At 64.5% G+C, this 16,282-nt stretch carries 17 protein-coding genes and 1 tRNA gene; 11 read left to right on the top strand and 7 right to left on the bottom strand.

Annotated elements, in window-relative coordinates:
* Positions 1-3: 3 nt before the first annotated feature.
* The 4 genes from ACK4I0_RS10330 to ACK4I0_RS10315 are packed head-to-tail and all read left to right on the top strand — an operon-like array spanning position 4 to position 3,449.
* Complete coding sequence (locus ACK4I0_RS10330) at positions 4-426, top strand: hypothetical protein (RefSeq protein ID WP_409610630.1); 423 nt, start codon at positions 4-6, stop codon at positions 424-426.
* Complete coding sequence (gene trpA, locus ACK4I0_RS10325) at positions 423-1,253, top strand: tryptophan synthase subunit alpha (protein WP_409610628.1); 831 nt, start codon at positions 423-425, stop codon at positions 1,251-1,253. The genes ACK4I0_RS10330 and trpA overlap by 4 nt, the downstream gene beginning before the upstream one ends.
* Positions 1,254-1,263: 10 nt before the next feature.
* Positions 1,264-2,169, top strand: a complete 906-nt coding sequence (locus ACK4I0_RS10320) for an acetyl-CoA carboxylase carboxyltransferase subunit beta (RefSeq protein WP_409610626.1) — start codon at positions 1,264-1,266, stop codon at positions 2,167-2,169.
* 5 nt (positions 2,170-2,174) lie between these two features.
* Positions 2,175-3,449 carry a bifunctional folylpolyglutamate synthase/dihydrofolate synthase gene (locus tag ACK4I0_RS10315; protein ID WP_409610624.1) on the top strand — a complete coding sequence of 425 codons (1,275 nt, stop codon included), beginning with the start codon at positions 2,175-2,177 and terminating at the stop codon, positions 3,447-3,449.
* A 4-nt stretch (positions 3,450-3,453) separates the two neighbouring features.
* Here the strand turns inward: ACK4I0_RS10315 and ACK4I0_RS10310 are convergent, their stop codons facing one another.
* Both ACK4I0_RS10310 and trxA read right to left on the bottom strand, forming a co-directional pair.
* Positions 3,454-3,639 carry a hypothetical protein gene (locus ACK4I0_RS10310; RefSeq protein ID WP_409610622.1) on the bottom strand — a complete coding sequence of 62 codons (186 nt, stop codon included), beginning with the start codon at positions 3,637-3,639 and terminating at the stop codon, positions 3,454-3,456.
* 64 nt (positions 3,640-3,703) lie between these two features.
* Positions 3,704-4,039: a thioredoxin gene (gene trxA / locus ACK4I0_RS10305; RefSeq protein ID WP_409610620.1), complete on the bottom strand. Its 336-nt coding sequence runs from the start codon at positions 4,037-4,039 to the stop codon at positions 3,704-3,706.
* A gap of 163 nt (positions 4,040-4,202) precedes the next feature.
* Here trxA and ACK4I0_RS10300 point away from each other — a divergent pair.
* Positions 4,203-4,279, top strand: a tRNA-Arg gene (locus tag ACK4I0_RS10300).
* A gap of 91 nt (positions 4,280-4,370) precedes the next feature.
* Positions 4,371-4,760, top strand: a complete 390-nt coding sequence (locus ACK4I0_RS10295; protein WP_409610618.1) for a hypothetical protein — start codon at positions 4,371-4,373, stop codon at positions 4,758-4,760.
* Positions 4,761-4,767: 7 nt separating this feature from the next.
* On the opposite strand, the gene ACK4I0_RS10290 is transcribed toward ACK4I0_RS10295, so the two are convergent.
* Together ACK4I0_RS10290 and ACK4I0_RS10285 are read right to left on the bottom strand one after the other, a co-directional pair.
* On the bottom strand, positions 4,768-5,193 hold the full coding sequence (locus tag ACK4I0_RS10290) for a hypothetical protein (RefSeq protein WP_409610616.1): 426 nt from the start codon (positions 5,191-5,193) through the stop codon (positions 4,768-4,770).
* Between the two features lie 115 nt (positions 5,194-5,308).
* A complete protein-coding gene (locus ACK4I0_RS10285; RefSeq protein ID WP_409610614.1) occupies positions 5,309-5,491 on the bottom strand; it encodes a YegP family protein in 183 nt (60 codons plus the stop codon).
* A gap of 275 nt (positions 5,492-5,766) precedes the next feature.
* On the opposite strand from ACK4I0_RS10285, the gene ACK4I0_RS10280 reads away from it, so the two are divergent.
* From ACK4I0_RS10280 to ACK4I0_RS10260, 5 genes are read left to right on the top strand one after another with little or no spacing between them, the layout of a single operon-like run.
* Positions 5,767-6,318, top strand: a complete 552-nt coding sequence (locus ACK4I0_RS10280) for a hypothetical protein (RefSeq protein WP_409610612.1) — start codon at positions 5,767-5,769, stop codon at positions 6,316-6,318.
* The gene (locus ACK4I0_RS10275; protein WP_409610610.1) at positions 6,319-7,878 is read left to right on the top strand and encodes a type I restriction-modification system subunit M; all 1,560 of its coding nucleotides are present in this window, start codon (positions 6,319-6,321) and stop codon (positions 7,876-7,878) included.
* On the top strand, positions 7,868-9,070 hold the full coding sequence (locus ACK4I0_RS10270; protein ID WP_409610608.1) for a restriction endonuclease subunit S: 1,203 nt from the start codon (positions 7,868-7,870) through the stop codon (positions 9,068-9,070). Before ACK4I0_RS10275 ends, ACK4I0_RS10270 begins: the two co-directional genes overlap by 11 nt.
* Positions 9,067-12,294: a type I restriction endonuclease subunit R gene (locus tag ACK4I0_RS10265; protein ID WP_409610606.1), complete on the top strand. Its 3,228-nt coding sequence runs from the start codon at positions 9,067-9,069 to the stop codon at positions 12,292-12,294. Before ACK4I0_RS10270 ends, ACK4I0_RS10265 begins: the two co-directional genes overlap by 4 nt.
* Positions 12,275-12,994, top strand: a complete 720-nt coding sequence (locus ACK4I0_RS10260; RefSeq protein ID WP_409610604.1) for a M48 family metallopeptidase — start codon at positions 12,275-12,277, stop codon at positions 12,992-12,994. The genes ACK4I0_RS10265 and ACK4I0_RS10260 overlap by 20 nt, the downstream gene beginning before the upstream one ends.
* Positions 12,995-13,029: 35 nt before the next feature.
* Here ACK4I0_RS10260 and ACK4I0_RS10255 read toward each other — a convergent pair whose 3' ends face one another.
* The 3 genes from ACK4I0_RS10255 to ACK4I0_RS10245 all read right to left on the bottom strand — a co-directional run.
* Positions 13,030-14,637: a hypothetical protein gene (locus ACK4I0_RS10255; RefSeq protein WP_409610602.1), complete on the bottom strand. Its 1,608-nt coding sequence runs from the start codon at positions 14,635-14,637 to the stop codon at positions 13,030-13,032.
* Between the two features lie 14 nt (positions 14,638-14,651).
* On the bottom strand, positions 14,652-15,755 hold the full coding sequence (locus ACK4I0_RS10250; RefSeq protein ID WP_409610600.1) for a DUF3800 domain-containing protein: 1,104 nt from the start codon (positions 15,753-15,755) through the stop codon (positions 14,652-14,654).
* 161 nt (positions 15,756-15,916) lie between these two features.
* A partial coding sequence (locus ACK4I0_RS10245; protein ID WP_409610598.1) for a hypothetical protein occupies positions 15,917-16,282 on the bottom strand: 366 nt, incomplete at its 5' end.

The following is a 16,282-nucleotide window of genomic DNA, read 5'->3' as shown; positions in this document are numbered from 1 at the left end:
ACCATGATCCTGACGACCTTCTTCGCCGCCGCCCTGACGCTGACCGTCCAGGCCCAGGGGGCGCCCGCCACGGACACCCCGATCCTGGGCGTGGCCCAGGCCTCGCCGGATTGCGGCAACCTGCACAACCTGGCCGGCCGCGCCTTTTGCGTGACCGCACCGATCGCCTCGGTCGGCGCCTTGGCGGATGAATACATCCGCCACTTCGAGGGACAGGGCTGGCTGGCCGCGGATGGCGACGACAACCGTGTGATCCTGGTCAAGCGCCGTGAAGGCGGCGGCTGCGACGGCCTGCAGATGGTGGCCTTCTACGACACCACGCGGCCGGCCGCGCCGGAAGCGCCGGGCTACATCGGCTTCGCCACCATCCCCGGTGATGTCTGCGTGGCCGCGCCGGCCGGTTCGGAGCCCGCGCCCGCCCAATGACCACCGCGCGCATCGACGCCCGTTTCGCCCGGCTGAAGGCTGAGGGCAGGGCAGGCTTCATCCCCTACGTCATGACCGGCGACCCCAGCCGCGACGAAGCGCTGGAGATCCTGCGCGGCCTGCCCGCCGCCGGGGCCGATCTGATCGAACTGGGCCTGGCCTTTTCCGACCCCATGGCCGAGGGGCCGCCTATCCAGCGCGCGGCGCTGCGCGGGCTGAAGGCCGGCATGACCTTGGCCTCGACGCTCGAGCTGGTGGCGGACTTCCGGCGAGGCGACGATGAAACGCCGCTGATCTTGATGGGCTATCTCAATCCCATCGAGAGCTATGGCTATGACGCCTTTGCGCGCGATGCGGCTCTGGCCGGAGTCGACGGCCTGATCGTCGTGGACTGTCCGCCCGAGGAGGCCGCGCCGCTGAGCGACGCGCTGGACGCCAATCAGCTGTCGCTGATCCGCCTGGCCACGCCGACGACGGACGATGCGCGGCTGAAGGTCGTGGCCGGCCGCACCTCGGGCTTCGTCTATTATGTGTCGGTCGCCGGGGTGACCGGCGTGAAGGAGGCGCAGGCCGCCTCGGTCGCGCCGGCCGTTGAGCGGGTGCGCGCCGCCTCGGGCCTGCCGGTCGCCGTCGGTTTCGGCGTCAGAACGCCCGAGCGCGCCGCCGAGATCGCGCGGGTCGCCGATGCGGTGGTCGTCGGCTCTCTGTTCGTGGACGAGGTCGCCGCAGCCCTCGAGGCCGGAGACCCCGCCGCGCCTCGCGTCCTGGCCCAAGTGCGTCGGCTGGCCGATGCGGTCAGGGATGCGCGGGCCGTCGAAACGGTCTAAAGCGGCGCCCATGGTCGACAAGAACAAATCCGCCGACAAGCCGCAGACCGAGAAGCGCGGAGGCTGGCTCAGCCGCTTCGCGCCCGGCGTGCGCAAGATCGTCAGCCGCCGCGACACGCCGGACAATCTGTGGGTCAAGGACCCCGACACGGGCGAGATGATCTATCGCTCGGACCTGGAGGCGGCCCTGTGGGTCACGCCGGGCGGGCGTCATATGCGCCTGAACGCCGAGGCGCGCCTGCGCTTCACCTTCGACGACGGGCGCTATGAATCGATTCCGACGCCGGACGTGCCCGAGGATCCGCTCAAGTTCTCGGACGGCAAGCCCTACAAGGACCGCCTGACCGCCGCCCGCAAGGCGGCGGGCCGCAAGGACACCATGGCGATCGGCTATGGCGACGTCGACGGCCAGGCCGCCGTGGTCATCGTCCAGGACTTCAGCTTCATGGGCGGATCGCTTGGCATGGCGGCGGGCGAGGCCTTCGTCGCCGCCGCGCGCGAGGCCGTGAAGCGCGGCGTTCCGCTGGTGTGCTTCACCGCCGCCGGCGGTGCGCGCATGCAGGAAGGCGCGCTCAGCCTGATGCAGATGGCGCGATCCACCCTGGCGGTGCAGGAGGTCAAACAGGCCGGCCTGCCCTATGTCGTGGTGCTGACCGACCCGACCACGGGCGGCGTGACCGCGTCCTACGCCATGCTGGGCGATGTGCATCTGGCCGAGCCGGGCGCCCTGATCGGCTTCGCCGGGCCGCGCGTGATCGAGGCCACCATCCGCGAGAAGCTGCCCCCTGGCTTCCAGCGCGCCGAATATCTGCAGGAGAAGGGCATGGTCGACCGCGTCGTCACCCGCCACGACCTGCCGCGCACGCTCGGCCTGATCCTGTCCATGCTGATGGGCGGCAAGCGCCGGGCCGCCTGACGGCCGTGGACCCCATCTCCGCCCGTCTGCTGGCGCGGCATCCGCAGAAAATCGATCTGTCGCTGGAGCGGATGCGGGCCCTGTGCGCGGCGCTGGGCGATCCGCAGGACCGGCTGGGGCCGGTCGTCCATGTCGCCGGCACCAACGGCAAGGGCTCGACCGTCGCCCTGCTGCGCGCCATGGCCGAGGCGGCGGGTCTGCGCGTCCATGTCTACACCTCGCCGCATCTGGTGCGGTTCAACGAGCGCATCCGCCTGGCGGGGCGGCTCATCGACGACGCGGCACTTAACGCCGCCCTGGACCGCGTGGAAGCGACCGGCGTCGAGGCCACGGTGTTCGAAAGCACCACTGCCGCCGCCTTTCTGGCCATGAGCGAGACGCCGGCGGACCTGGCCATCGTCGAGGTCGGGCTGGGCGGGGTTCTGGACGCCACAAACGTCATCGCGCGCCCACTGCTGAGCCTGATCACGCCGGTCGATCTGGACCACGCCGAGTTCCTGGGAACCGACCTGGCCGGCATCGCGCGCGAGAAGGCGGGCATCCTCAAGGCCGGGGCGCGGGGCGTGGTGGCGCGACAGACCGAGGTTGCCCTGGCGGCCATCGAGGGCGCGGCCGTGACTGTCGGCTCTCCCCTGACCGTCATGGGCGTGGATTTCGACGCCTGGGGCGAGCGCGGCGGGCTGGTGTTCCAGGATCAGGAGCGGTTTCTGGACCTGCCCGCGCCGGCGCTGGCGGGCGCGCATCAGATCGACAACGCCGGCCTGGCCGTGGCCGCGGCCCTGGAACTGGACCTGCCTGAGGCCGCGATCGCGGCAGGCCTGAACGCCGTGCGCTGGCCGGCGCGGATGCAGCGGCTCTCCGCCGGCCCCTATGGCGAGGCGGCGAAAACGGCGGACGCCGAGCTGTGGCTGGACGGCGGGCACAATCCCCACGCCGCCCAGGCCCTGGCTCGGACGCTGGCGGAGCGCCAGGCGCGCGCGCCGCGCCCCACCGCCCTGATCGTCGGCATTCTGGCCAACAAGGACGCGGGCGGATTCTTCGAGGCTCTGAAGGGGTCCGACGCCACGGTGTTCACCGTCGGTTTTGAAGGCGCCTGCGCCGAGCCGGCGGCCCTGGCGGCGGTTGCGCGCGGCCACGGCCTTGCGGCCAGCGCTTCCGCCTCGGTCGACGAGGCGCTGCGCACCGCGCTGCGGCTGGGCGCCGGACGGGTGGTGATCTGCGGGTCGCTGTATCTGGCTGGCGAAGTCCTGGGGGCCAGCCGCGATACCTGGCCGGACTGAAGCCTTAACGGCTCATCCAAGGCTTGGACTTGCCGGCGGCTATCCGCGCCGACTGCTCGCGCTGAAAACCGCCGCCGCGCGGCGACTTGGGCCGGGCGTCGATGGCCGCCTTCTTCAGTCGCAGCGCCCGCTGGACGGGCGTCTCATCCGTCTGAGCATCATCGATGGGATCGCGCGCGTCTTCGGTCATGCTTTAGGCCTAGCACGGCGGCGGGCCCGCCGTATCAAAGCAAAGGCCCGCTCCGGCGAAGGGATCAGCCCTGCGCCTTCACCCCGGCCTCGGCCAGCCATTCCACGATCTTGCCCTTGGGCATGGCACCGACCTTCATCGAGGCCATCTGACCGTCCTTGAACAGCATCAGGGTCGGAATGCCCTTCACGCCCAGCTTGGAGGGGGTCATGGGGCTGTCGTCGATGTTGACCTTGGCGATGGTCACCTGGCCGGCCAGCTCGTCGGAAATCTGCTCCAGAGCGGGGCCGATCTGCTTGCAGGGCCCGCACCACTCGGCCCAGAAGTCGACCAGCACGGGGGTGGACGCCTTCAGCACGTCGGTGTCGAAGCTTTCGTCGGTGACCTTGAGCGTAGCCATGGAACTCTCCTGAACGGCGCACGCGCGCCTGATGTCTGGCCGAGATGTGGGAGCGAATCGCCGCCAAATCAACGTGGCCGTCGACCGCGTGCGATTTCCGCATAGGGGCGCTTGCATCCCCCCGCATCAGCGGCTAGTTACCCGCCCTCGCCAACGGCGACGCGCACCCGTAGCTCAGCTGGATAGAGCACCAGACTACGAATCTGGGGGTCAGGAGTTCGAATCTCTTCGGGTGCGCCATTCTTTGTCGGATGTCACAACACCTTGGACTTCGACAGAGATGATTGGACTCTCGCGGTTGGGCGAACTGTCGAACCGGCGGGGGTGTTCCTTGACAGATATTCGTAGGCTCACGGAAACCATCCAGGCGGCGATAGACGACGTGCTGATCCTCGAAGAAGTGTTTCTCCCCATCTCTTCGGCGGAAGACGGCAGCCTCCTGCTTGAGGGTCTCTGGCTCGATGGTCGGTTCAAAAGAAGCATCCGCATCGACCGGCCGACGCACCTTGGAGGTGCAGGTGATCCGCATGCCCACGTCTACGGACGTAAGGGCGACGAGATCGTCGTAGTGAACCTCGACGGTTCCCCTAGTCATGGCACAACCGGGCGCCTTCACACCAAGGATGCTGAAAAGCTCCGTGCCCGCGGATTTCAGATTCCAGCCACCAACATCATCGAATGGTGGGTCGTCGCTTCCGGCTTCCAAGTGCTCCACGGCTGACCAGCAGCTAGGGCAGAAACGCCTTGGCTGCGGCTTGACTCAGACGCGCCGGGCAGCCCTTCGCCTCCGCCAGGCTCTTGATCACCGACTTCTGCTCGCCGCGCGTACTTGCACCATAGCGAAGGGCATCCTTGAACGTCCTGACGACGATCAGCTTGCCCTCTATCGCGCCCATGCCGTGCACATCGCAGTCGTCGCACCAGAAGTAGAGGGACGGACCACCAGCGTAAGTCGTCGCTCTCGTCGCCGTTTGGCTGCAAGTGGTGCAGGATTGCGAGAAGGGCTTCGCGTCTAGAAGGGTCGCCAAACGCTTGAACTCCTTGGCGGCCTTTCCGTCAGAGTATCGCTCCATGATGAACGCAGCATGGCCTGGGTCGCGCAGGAGGACGTATGCTGCTTCTTGTCCTTCGTGTTTCCCCGATTGAAAAATCATCTCGCATCCTCGATTTGCGCCAACTGCTGTTGGGTGCCCAGACGGCCGGGCGCCGTGCGGCAATATCCCTCTGTGAAACGTGGCTTGGGAGGGCGTCGCCGCCCTCCCGCGTTGCCTACGTCCGCTCGACGGGTGCGGCGTACGAACCCTTGTTGAGCTCGATCGATCGGTCGCAGTCTGACTCGGCCACATAGGCCTCGCTGGACATGGAGATGATCTTGCCGTTGGCGGTGGACTTGAGACGCCAGCGCCAGCCGTCGGTCTTGTACTTCTGGTACTTCAGGTTCGTGATCGACATATCGTCGCTCCTTAATGAGCGGCTTGACGGAGACTGACCGAGCGACGACGTTGGACTGTCCATCCTAAATCGCGCCGTGGCCCCAAGCCGCGGTGATCGGACCCACGGGCTCGGTGTTAGCGCACCGGGCCCGTTTCAATTCCGCTCCGAAAGCTACGACAGAAAACCAATATGTCAAATCGAAAGAGCTGCTCTCATACGATAAGATTCGTACGAGGGCTTCTCTAACGATTTGCGTGTTGCGGAGCTTGGCGCTTCAGTGTAATCCACGAACTATGCCCCGACTGGCCGAACTCGCCCTGATCGTGACTGGCGTCGCCCCACCGAGCGACGGCGGTGGCGTACGCTTCATCCAGATGAAGGACCTCGACCCCGAGCGTCGCCAGTTGGTGCGCCGCGCGGCTCCGACGGCCGGGCGGGCTACGCCAGTCGAGCGTGGCGATGTCCTTGTACCGTCTAGAGGCGAGCGCACTTTAGCGATCCGGCCTGATTCCGAACTTCTAGGCGCCTTTCCGTCGCTGGACGTCTATTTGGTGCGGCCCGACGAGGGGCGTCTGGACCCCGATTACCTCGCGGCTTTCCTGACTTTGCCCGCGGTGGGAGCGTCGCTTCGCACTTCAACAGCCGGTGCAAGCCTGCCCAGGATTCCCAAAGAGGCGCTCAGCGAACTTGAAGTGCCCACGCCGCCGATGGAGCGTCAACGCGCGATCGGTGGTCTAGCCGCCTGTGCCCGCGAGCAGGCGCTTCTTGGAACACGACTCCGCGACGCCGAAGCGCGGTTGACTGCCGCCTGCATCGCATCCGCTTTCAAGACCATCGAGGCCTAAATGACCCCTGCTCGACCCGAAGATGTCCGTAACGTCGTATGGTCCGCCTGCGACACATTCCGCGGAACGGTGGAAGCCGGCCAGTACAAGGAATACGTCCTCGCCTTCCTGTTCCTGAAGTACATCAACGACCTCTGGAAGGCTCATGCGGCGGAACACCGTCGGGACCTTGAAACGCGCGGTGCCGACGCGGAGACGATTGAGCTACGGGTCGCTCGCTACATGGAGCGCGAGCGATTCAAACTCCCCACCTATACGCTGCGTGACAAGGACGGGCAGGTCATCGAGTCCTTTCCCGCCAGCTTCGACAGCCTCTATGCCCGGCGGACGGCGGACAACATCGGCGAACTGATCAACGAGGTGCTGGAAGCCATTGAGGCGGCCAACGATCCCAAATTGAAGGGAGTCTTCCGGAACATCGACTTCAACTCCGAGAGCAACCTTGGCCAGACCAAGGACCGCAACCGGCGCCTGAAGACGCTGCTGGAAGATTTCGCCGCGCTGGAACTCGGTGACGTCGCCGAGGATGTGATTGGCGATGCCTACATCTTCCTGATCGAGCGCTTCGCCGCCGACGCCGGCAAAAAGGCGGGTGAGTTCTTTACGCCTCGCCAGGTCTCGACGCTGCTAGCGCGCCTAGCGGGCCCGGAACCCGGCGACGAAATCTGCGATCCGGCCTGCGGCTCCGGCTCGCTGTTGCTGCGGGCCGGCGAGGAAGTCGGGGGCGACAACTATCGACTCTACGGCCAGGAATCGAACGGCCAGACTCGCGCCTTGGCGCGCATGAACATGTTCCTGCATGGACAGGACGGCGCCGACATTCGCTGGTGCGACACCCTGAACGGCCCAACCCTGATCGAAGGCGACCATCTGAAGCGGTTCGATGTGGTTGTGGCCAACCCGCCGTTCAGCCTCAAGAAGTGGGGCGCGGAGAACGCTGAGAGCGATAAGTATCGTCGATTTGTCAGAGGCGTCCCGCCTGAAGGTAAGGGCGACTACGCCTTCATCCTCCATATGCTGGCAATCGCCCGCCCCGGCGAAGGCCGGGTCGCGGTGATCGCGCCCCACGGCGTGCTCTTCCGGGGTGGCGCCGAGGGACGCATTCGGGAGTCGATCGTGCGCGACAATCTTCTGGACGCGGTTGTTGGGCTACCGGCTCAACTGTTCCCGACGACGGGTATTCCTGTGTGCATTCTTGTGTTCGATCGCGCGCGCGAGAGCGGCGGGCGGCGCGATCACGAACGCGATGTCCTTTTCATCGATGCCAGTCGCGATGTCGAGCCGGGCAAGAAACAGAACCGCCTGCGAGACGAGGCTCGGGTGGTCGAGACTTATCGTGAGAGACGGGTGATCGAACGCTATTCCCACCGCGCCGAACTCGCGGAGATGGAGAAGAATGGCTTCAACCTGAACATCCCCCGCTACGTCGATACCTTCGAACCGGAACCGGAGATCAACCTGCAGGCCGTGCAGGACGAAATCCGCGAACTTGAGCGTCAGATCGCTGAGAACCGCGAGCGGATGAACGTGTATTTGCGGGAGCTGGGCGTTGACGCGTGAAGTGTCGGCGGGGCTGCCCCGAGTTCGGTTCGGGCAAATTGCCGAGTTCCGAAATGGCCTAAACTTTGATGCCGCGGCGACAGGCCAATCCGTGAAGGTGGCTGGGGTGGGCTCCTTCCTCCAGCGGTCTCGGCTCGACGACTTTGCGGACGCCGCGATGGTCACGGTGCGGGGTGAAGTTTCGCAGGAGAGCCTGCTCAGGGATGGCGACCTGCTCTTCGTGCGCTCGAACGGGAGCAAGGACCTCGTGGGCCGCTGCGCGATGGTCTTTCCCGGCAACGAACGAGTGGCTTTTTCCGGCTTCACAATACGAGCCCGAATCACCAGTGATGATGTGCATGGCGATTACCTCTTGGCGGTAGCTCGCTCTGAGCTTTTCCGACGTGAGCTTCATGAAAAGGGCGCAGGAAGCTCGATCACAAACCTGAGCCAAGAGCTTTTGAGTGAAGTCGAGCTGCCGCTGCCGGACCTCGATGTGCAGCGCAGGATAGCTTCCGCACTGCAAACTTGGGATGGCGCAATCGATTATACAGAGCGCCTGATCGCCGCGAAGCGTCAGAGATTTCGTTCATTGTTGCTCGGGTACTCTGCGGAGCATCAAGCACGCCGTGTGGAGTTTGGTGATTTGGTCGCGTTGGTCTCGTCCAAGGCTCAGCCTGGCCGCGCGGGAGTTCCAGATACCAGCGTCGAACTAGAGGACATTGAGAGCGAGACGGGACGGGTGCTTGGCTGTCAGCCCGTTACGGGTGATTCCGGAGTCCGGAATCGCTTCTCGGCAGGTGATACCTTGTTCGGTAAGCTTCGCCCCTACCTAGCTAAGTTCGCGCATCCAGATTTTGACGGACTTTGCTCCACTGAAATCTGGGTGCTTCGCGCCCGCGCAGGCATTCTTGCCCCAGAGCTTCTGCCGTTCCTCGTCCAGACTCCAGAGTTCATGGCCGCCGCAACGAAACAAAGCGGCTCTCGTATGCCTCGCGCCGATTGGGAAGTGGTGTCCTCAGCACCAGTGCCCTGCCCCTCAACGTTGGTGGCCCAAAGTGCCGTCAGCCAGCGATTGCAGGCCGCGTGGAGTGCTGCCTTCCCCGACCTCCAGAAGCTAGACAGGCTACGCCTTCAAAAGCGAGGCCTGATGCAGAGGCTGTTGGGCGGCGAGCAGAAACGGGCAGCCGATCCGGCGAGGGCCATCGTGTGAGCCCTCGACATTCACCCGACTTCGCGCTCTCGGAGGCCGGCGGTGCCCAACTCCAGGCACTCCACACTCTGTCGGCGTTGGGCTGGCGGTACATCTCCCGCGGAGAAGCCGAGCGACAGCGGCAGGGCCGCCGCTCCTCGGTCCTGCTCGAAGACATCCTCACCGAAAGCCTGTCGCGCCTGAACGCCATCCGCCGCGGCGGCAAGGCCCATGCCTTCTCCGACGCAAATATCGGCGAGGCGATCACCCGGCTGAAAGAGGTTCGCTTCGACGGTCTGTTGCGCACCAACGAGAAGGTCACCGATCTGCTCCAGCTCGGCACGGCCCTGCCACAGCGGGTCGAGGGCGAAATGCGCGAATGGCAGCTCCGCTACATCGATTGGGACGACTGGCGCGCCAACAGCTTTCACATGACCGCCGAGTTCCCGGTCGATTGGCCAGACGGCGGCTCCATCAGACCTGACATCGTGCTGTTCGTGAACGGCATCCCCTTCGCCGTGATCGAAGTGAAGCGGAGCCAGGAGGACGCGGCTCAAGGCATCAGTCAGCACCTGCGCAACCAGAAGGCCGACGTTGGCGCACCTAACCTGTTCTTCTCCGCCCAACTCTTGATAGCCGCTAACGCCCATGGCCCCCGCTATGCCACCGTGGGCACTCCGGCGAAGTTCTGGTCGACCTGGAAGGAACGGGAGGATGATCCTGCCTACGCCGCGGAGGTCGTGAACCGCGAGCTGGACGCCATCGAAGCGCGGGCGATCTTCAGCGACTTCGCGCTCCATCGGGCGAAGCACGGCGGCCTGATGGAGTCCGGCGGGCGGATGGCGACGCCATTGGACGAGATGCTGGTAAGTCTCGCGCGCCCGGAGCGGCTAATCGAACTTGCCCGCCGCTACGTGCTCTTCGACGGGCCATTCAAGAAGATCGCGCGTCACCAGCAATTCTTCGCCGTGCGTGACCTGCTGAAACGCGTGGTAGGACGCGATGCCCAAGGGCGGCGCGAAGGCGGCGTGGTCTGGCACACACAAGGCTCGGGCAAGTCGCTGACGATGGTCATGCTAGCCAAGACCTTGGCCATGGCGGTTAGAGACGCGCGACTCGTGCTCGTCACGGATAGAACCGATCTGGACAAGCAGATCGCGGACACGTTCCGGGCCACCGGCCTGGGGCCCCAGCGCGCGCGAAGCGGCGATCACTTGGTCGAGCTGGTGGAAAAGCGCGCGGCGGTGATCACCACCGTCATCCACAAATTCCGGGCCGCGCTGTCGAAGCGTCAGTTTTCCGATGCCGGCTCGGACATCTTCATCCTGGTCGATGAGAGCCACCGCAGCCAGTATGGCGACCTAGAAAGCCTGCATGCTCGGATGCGCGAGGTGTTTCCGAACGCCTGCCTGATCGGTTTCACCGGCACCCCGATCGCCAAGAAGGAACGGAACACCTTCCTGAAATTTGGCCGGCTGGTTGAGCCTGCCTACAGAATGCGTGACGCGGTAGAGGACGGCGCGGTCGTCCCCCTGCTCTACGAAGGGCGTCACGTCGAGGAGGACCTCGACGAAGGTGCCATCGATGCTTGGTTCGAGCGGGTCACGCGAGGGCTGTCGAACGCCCAGAAGGCCGACCTCAAGAAGAAGATGAGCCGGCCACGTATGGTGATGGGCGTGTCCGCCCGACTTCGCTGCATCGCCTTCGATGTGACCCGGCACTTCGCCGACAACTTCAAGGGTACCGGCCTCAAAGGCCAACTTGTCGCGCCATCCAAGCGGGATGCGGTTGTGCTGAAGACATTGCTCGACGAGTTCGGCGAGGTTACCTCCGAAGTCATCATATCGGCTCCCGATGATAGGGAGGGCGAGCGAGCCATCGACGAGGAGAACGACGACGAGGTCGTGCGCTTCTGGCGCAAGATGATGGAACGATGGCGGGGGGAGGAGAACTACAACCGGGGCATCGTCGATGCGTTCAAGGCCGGCGGCGACCCTGACATCCTCATCGTCGTGGACAAGCTCCTGACCGGGTTCGACGCGCCACGGAACACTGTCCTGTATCTGGCGCGGCCGTTGCGTGAGCACTCGCTGTTGCAGGCGATCGCCCGAGTGAATCGCGTGTTCGATGATGACGATGCGCCGCCGAAACCGTTCGGCTACATCATCGACTACAGCGGTGTGCTTCAGGATTTGGGCGAAGCTTTGAGCGCCAACGACGCGCTCCGGGGGTTCGACGAAGCGGACATCAACCAGGCGGTCACGTCCATCGCCGACGAGGCGCGGACCCTGCCGGAGAAACATGCTGCGCTGCTCGACTTGTTCGCCGGCGTGTCCAACCGCTTCGACGAGGAGGCCTACGCAAGGTCCTTGGCCGACGAAGCCCTGCGCGACGAATTCTACCGCGCGCTTTCCGCCTTCTCGCGGACGCTCACTGTTGCTGTCGCCTCGCAGGCCTTCCTCGACGAGACGCCGCCCGAGCGGCTGGCGCGGTGGCGATCGGATGAGAAGCGGTTCATCGCCCTGCGGGCGCATGTGAAAGCGCGTTACGCGGAGTCGGTGGACTGGTCGAACTACGAACGCCGGGTTCGAGATGTTCTTGATCGCCACATCACTGCCCACGAGGTCATCACCATCGTGGAGCCGCTGTCACTGTTCGACGATGCGGCCATCGAAGCCGCACGCGCGCAGGGGCACCGCTCCGACGCTTCGATCGCCGACGAGATCGCCCACCGGACTCTGCGGTCGATCGAGGAAAAGTGGGAAGAAGATCCAGTCTTCTTCGACCGCTTCTCTAAGCTGATCCGGGACACAATCGACGCCTTCCGCCAGCGCCGTTTGGACGAGCAGGCCTACCTTGAGCAGGTACGCACCCTGCGAGACCGGATCGAAACGCGAGACGATGATGCTGACCCGACGCCGCCGGCGATCAAGGGCAAGGGGAGCGAGACGGCGTTTTGGGGCATCGCCCAGCGAGAGCTTAAATCTGCGGGTATTGAAGACGGCGACCTCGCTGTTCACGTCGCTCAGGCCGTGGCCGAGATTATCGAGAGCCACCGATCCGTCGGCTGGCAGCATGATCGGGACGTTCAAAACCGCATCCGTAACGCCATTGACGACTTTTTCTTCGACGATGCGCGCCTGGCGGGAGGGGGCACGCTCCAGCCCAAAGTGATCGACGCGATCACGGAAGCTGTACTCGCGGCCGCGCGCATCAGGATGGCGGATGATGGCCGCCTCCGTTGATCTCGAAACCACTTGGGGCAGCCGGTCGCTGCCCTTTACCGTGGTCCACCAGGACCGAGCCACCCTGCGGATCACCGTCGTGCCGGAAGGCAAGGTGATTGTTTACGCGCCGAGGGAAGCCAGCACCGACCAGGTGACGGCGCGGGTGGCGAGGCGGGGAGGCTGGATCACGCGCCAGCTTGAACGCTTCGACCAATGGTCCCCCCGGACCCCACCCCGGCAATACATCAGCGGGGAAACGCACCTTTACCTAGGCAAGCAGTACCGGCTCCTGGTCCGTGAAGCGGAGCGAACGGACGTCAGCCTCGATGGCGACCGGATGCGAATGTGGACCCGCACCGGAGCCACCTACGCCCACCGTCGGGCGATCCTTCGCCACTGGTACAAACTTCAAGCGCATCGCATCTTCCCGGCCCGGGTCGACGCGGCTTGGCCCGGCTTTTCATCGAAGCTTGCCCAGCGTCCAGGCTTGATCATCCGCCAGATGACCCAGCGCTGGGGAAGCTTCACGCCCGCGGGGCGGCTGGTCCTCAACACAGAGTTAGTCCGGGCCTCCCCCGAGCTGATCGACTATGTGGTTACCCACGAGATGGCCCATGGTGTCCATCCCGACCATGGCGCGCCGTGGCAGGCGCTGATGTCCGAGAAGATGCCGGATTGGCGTGATCGGAAAGCCGTACTCGAACGACAGCTCCTCTAGCAGCTTCGACGCCGCCACGAGCAGCAGACCCAGCGCTATGGCATCACGGCGTCGGCGATCCCATCAAGAGCGGCTATGACCCGTGCGAGCAGCGCACGTCCTTGCATCGGGCCGGGTGCCGTCGGATCGACATCGACCCGATCGAGTCCCGCGGGAGACCCCGAACTCAGATGGGCGTCAGCCAACCGCAGATCATAGGTCCCGAACCAAGGGGCCATCAGCGTCCGAGCGTCCGGCTCGCCCAGACGCGCGGAAGCGAGCCCCTCAAGGCACTTCAGTGCCTTCCATTCCTTCTTCAAGGTGACATTGCGCTGGACGGCGGCTCGGTGAACTGCAGCCACATCGACCCGCTCGACGAACAGGCGGGTCAAATCCTTTGAAAGGGCGAGGAGCCCATCCGCCTCGCTAGCCCTGAAGCGATGGCACCGTGAGAGGAGATCGTTTGCCTGGCCGTTATGACGCAGGAGGTCCTCGCCAAACTGGGTGCGGAACCCCTCTTCGAGCCGGGCGAGCGCCGGACCTAGTTTCGGCTCCGGCGCCAAGGTCGATGCCGGCCGACACATCATCTGGGCGTCAAAGAGTTCATGGGCCACGCCGCCGTCACTGGCGACGCTGTGCATCGCCCAAATGCGCTGCTCCCACGGCTGGAGGTTGCCGATGTCCTTGGCGAAGACGGTGATCAACCCCTTCGCATTCACACCAAAATGAAGCCGCGCGTCAGCTGCGCCGAGCCCACCAGTTTCTTGGCTGAACCAGTAAAGCGCGCCGCCCCGGTAGCGCAGCAGGGAATTGACGAGTGCCGGGTCGAAGAACAACCAGTCGATTTCGGTGCGAGCCTGTTGCGGTGTGACCCGCTCTCCGAGGGGGCCCGTGGCGAAGGTGATTGCATTGACCTCCTGGTCGCCGCGGACCCGGGGGCTGGAGGTCCCGGGCTCGAACCATTCTGTGCGCCATAGGGCCCCCTGGATGCGGAAGCCCTTCCCGCCGGAGAATCCTGAGGCCGGACCGATCTGCGCCAAACGTTCGTCGCGGCCCTCAGTGGCGGCGTATTCGTCGTCCGCCCAAGAGAAGGACGGCTTGCGGTCCGCTTCCACTACGCGCTGAACGTAGCTTGAGGCGTAAAGCCTCATGCTCCGAGCGAAGAGATAGTCGGATAAGTGCTCCGCCCGGATTTCCACCGCGATTGGCTTGTCTCCATCTCGGACAAGACGCACGACCTCGACCCAACCCTCCTTGGGTCGGAACCAGACGTCTCCTTCGCGTACGAGCCCAAGGGCGACGACCAGGTCAGGGTGGAGATGCCACACATCGTCTGCGGTGCCCTCCAGCGCCTGGTCGATGACGAGGTTCAGGCCGATCGGTTCGTCAGAGCGACTATCCCGGAACAGGTCGGCTGAGTGATAGAAGTCCGGTTCAGGATGCGATCGGTGTGGACTCGGATCGAGATCGTCCCAACCCAAGCGCTCGGCGGCCGCCTCTTGACCGGGGAAGACGGCTACCGTCGCGATCCCAGTGTAACGACTCGCGTCGCTGAAGCCGGGCCCCGGGTCGAACGATTCCTCGGTGTCGCAGCGTAGCGGAATCCACGACCGTCCCTTCAGCGCTCGGATGTCCTGTAGTTCGAAGTAGGTCTGGTTCAGCATGGATCGTAGCTTGTTCAAGGCGTGAGGAAGAGATCGGTCTTGGCTTGGTCCAGTCCGCTGGTGACCGCGTGGGAGAAGGCGGGGCAGGCGGCAATGGAACGGCTCATCAAATCCATGAGCGCCGCATGGTTTTCACGAGCCGGAGATGTAAGGCTCGCGCGAACCTTGGAGACCTCGGCCGGGCTCGTATCACGCAGCCAAGTGAACACCTTGCCTAACAGGCCGGTGACGATGTCCGCGACCTGAATCGCTGGTTCGTCATGCGAACGCTCCACGAACCGGAAGTTCTGGAAGGGCCGACCATAGCGTGAAAGGGGTATTGCTTCGAGGCGAGCGATGATCTCCGTTTCGGTATCCAAGACGTGGCGCGCCTCGGGCAAGAGATAGAACCTGTGGCGATAGAAATCGGCGAAGCTGTCGATGAGCACGCCGGAGGTTTCGCCGGTCAAGAACGGCAGCTCCGCAATGCCCCGGCCCCAACTCAGAACATCTAGCAGCATCTTTTTGGAGAAGGGTTCGAGGCCGGAAGCATGCTCGACCCGCGTGCGCAGCGCCTCGATGAAGTCATTGGCTTTCTCTGGCGAGACGTCGGGATAGTCAAAGGTGTGAAACAGGGCGGCGAGGTCCCGGAGGTCTTGGCGCAGAACGACAGTCAAGTCAGATTTGAGGCGGGGCGCATGGCCCAGAAGCGCAGGTGCGGTTTCAATCAGAATGCTGTCGATGATGTCCACGATCGACCAGTAGACCGGGTCGAGCACCGACCAGTGCAGCAGGAGATTCTCGGCGCGGAGCCAAGCGAGGAAGGCTCCCAGATGTCGCGAAGCGAGGAGGTCGAGCGCGTCGCCGGTTCCGATGTGCTTGAGCTTTAACTCCGTGGCGCTCGGCTGGGCTTTGACCGCCGCGCGCAGGCTGGAGATAGCAAGTTCCCGAGGTTCCTCCGCATGCACGATCCCGCCCAGAACGAAGCAGGCAGGTTCGGCGACATTGAACCCGGTGTCGGAGACGCGGAGCCGCCGGATGTTGTTGGTCTCATCATAGTAGAGGGTCCAGCGCGTATCGACGCCCGGCAGTCGGTGCAGTGCCAGCAGAGGGGCGCGCATCTCGTCGACGTCGATCATCTCCGGTCCTCAGTTCGTGAGGCGCGACGACCTCGGCTTGGAATGCTGGATTGGTCGGCGCGAGCGTGGGTTGCAGCTCTAGGTCAGCTTGGTTGTGCCCGTCCATCGATGGGCTCCATGGACGCCTCATCCTTCCGAACTTCTGATGCCAGCAACCAAGGTCACAAAGTCCAGTCGACACCTGTGAGCTTAAGTGCAACTGCGCTCGCCCATTCTGGCTCAACCCGCCGGGCGTGAACAAGCTTTCCTTCGATGTGCCGCCTCAGGCTCAGCACCGACCGGAAGCGCAGATTCCGCGCGTGTTCGCTGGGCGCTACACCCTTCTCGCCTAACATGTGTGCGTGGAGGCGCAGCTTGTTTCGGTACTCGCGGGTGAGACGCGGCTTGTAGCCGTCTACCGCGAGTCCCAAGACGATCTTGCGGGCACCGGGCGGCACGATCCGTGTTTTGGCTTGATGGGGCCTTAGGCCCTGACGATCTAGTTCATAAAAGACTTTTCCGATGACCTCGCCAGCCTTCTCCCGGTC

This window comes from Brevundimonas sp., assembly GCF_046295775.1.
GTDB lineage: Bacteria > Pseudomonadota > Alphaproteobacteria > Caulobacterales > Caulobacteraceae > Brevundimonas.
This window is presented reverse-complemented; position numbering and strand designations above follow the sequence as displayed.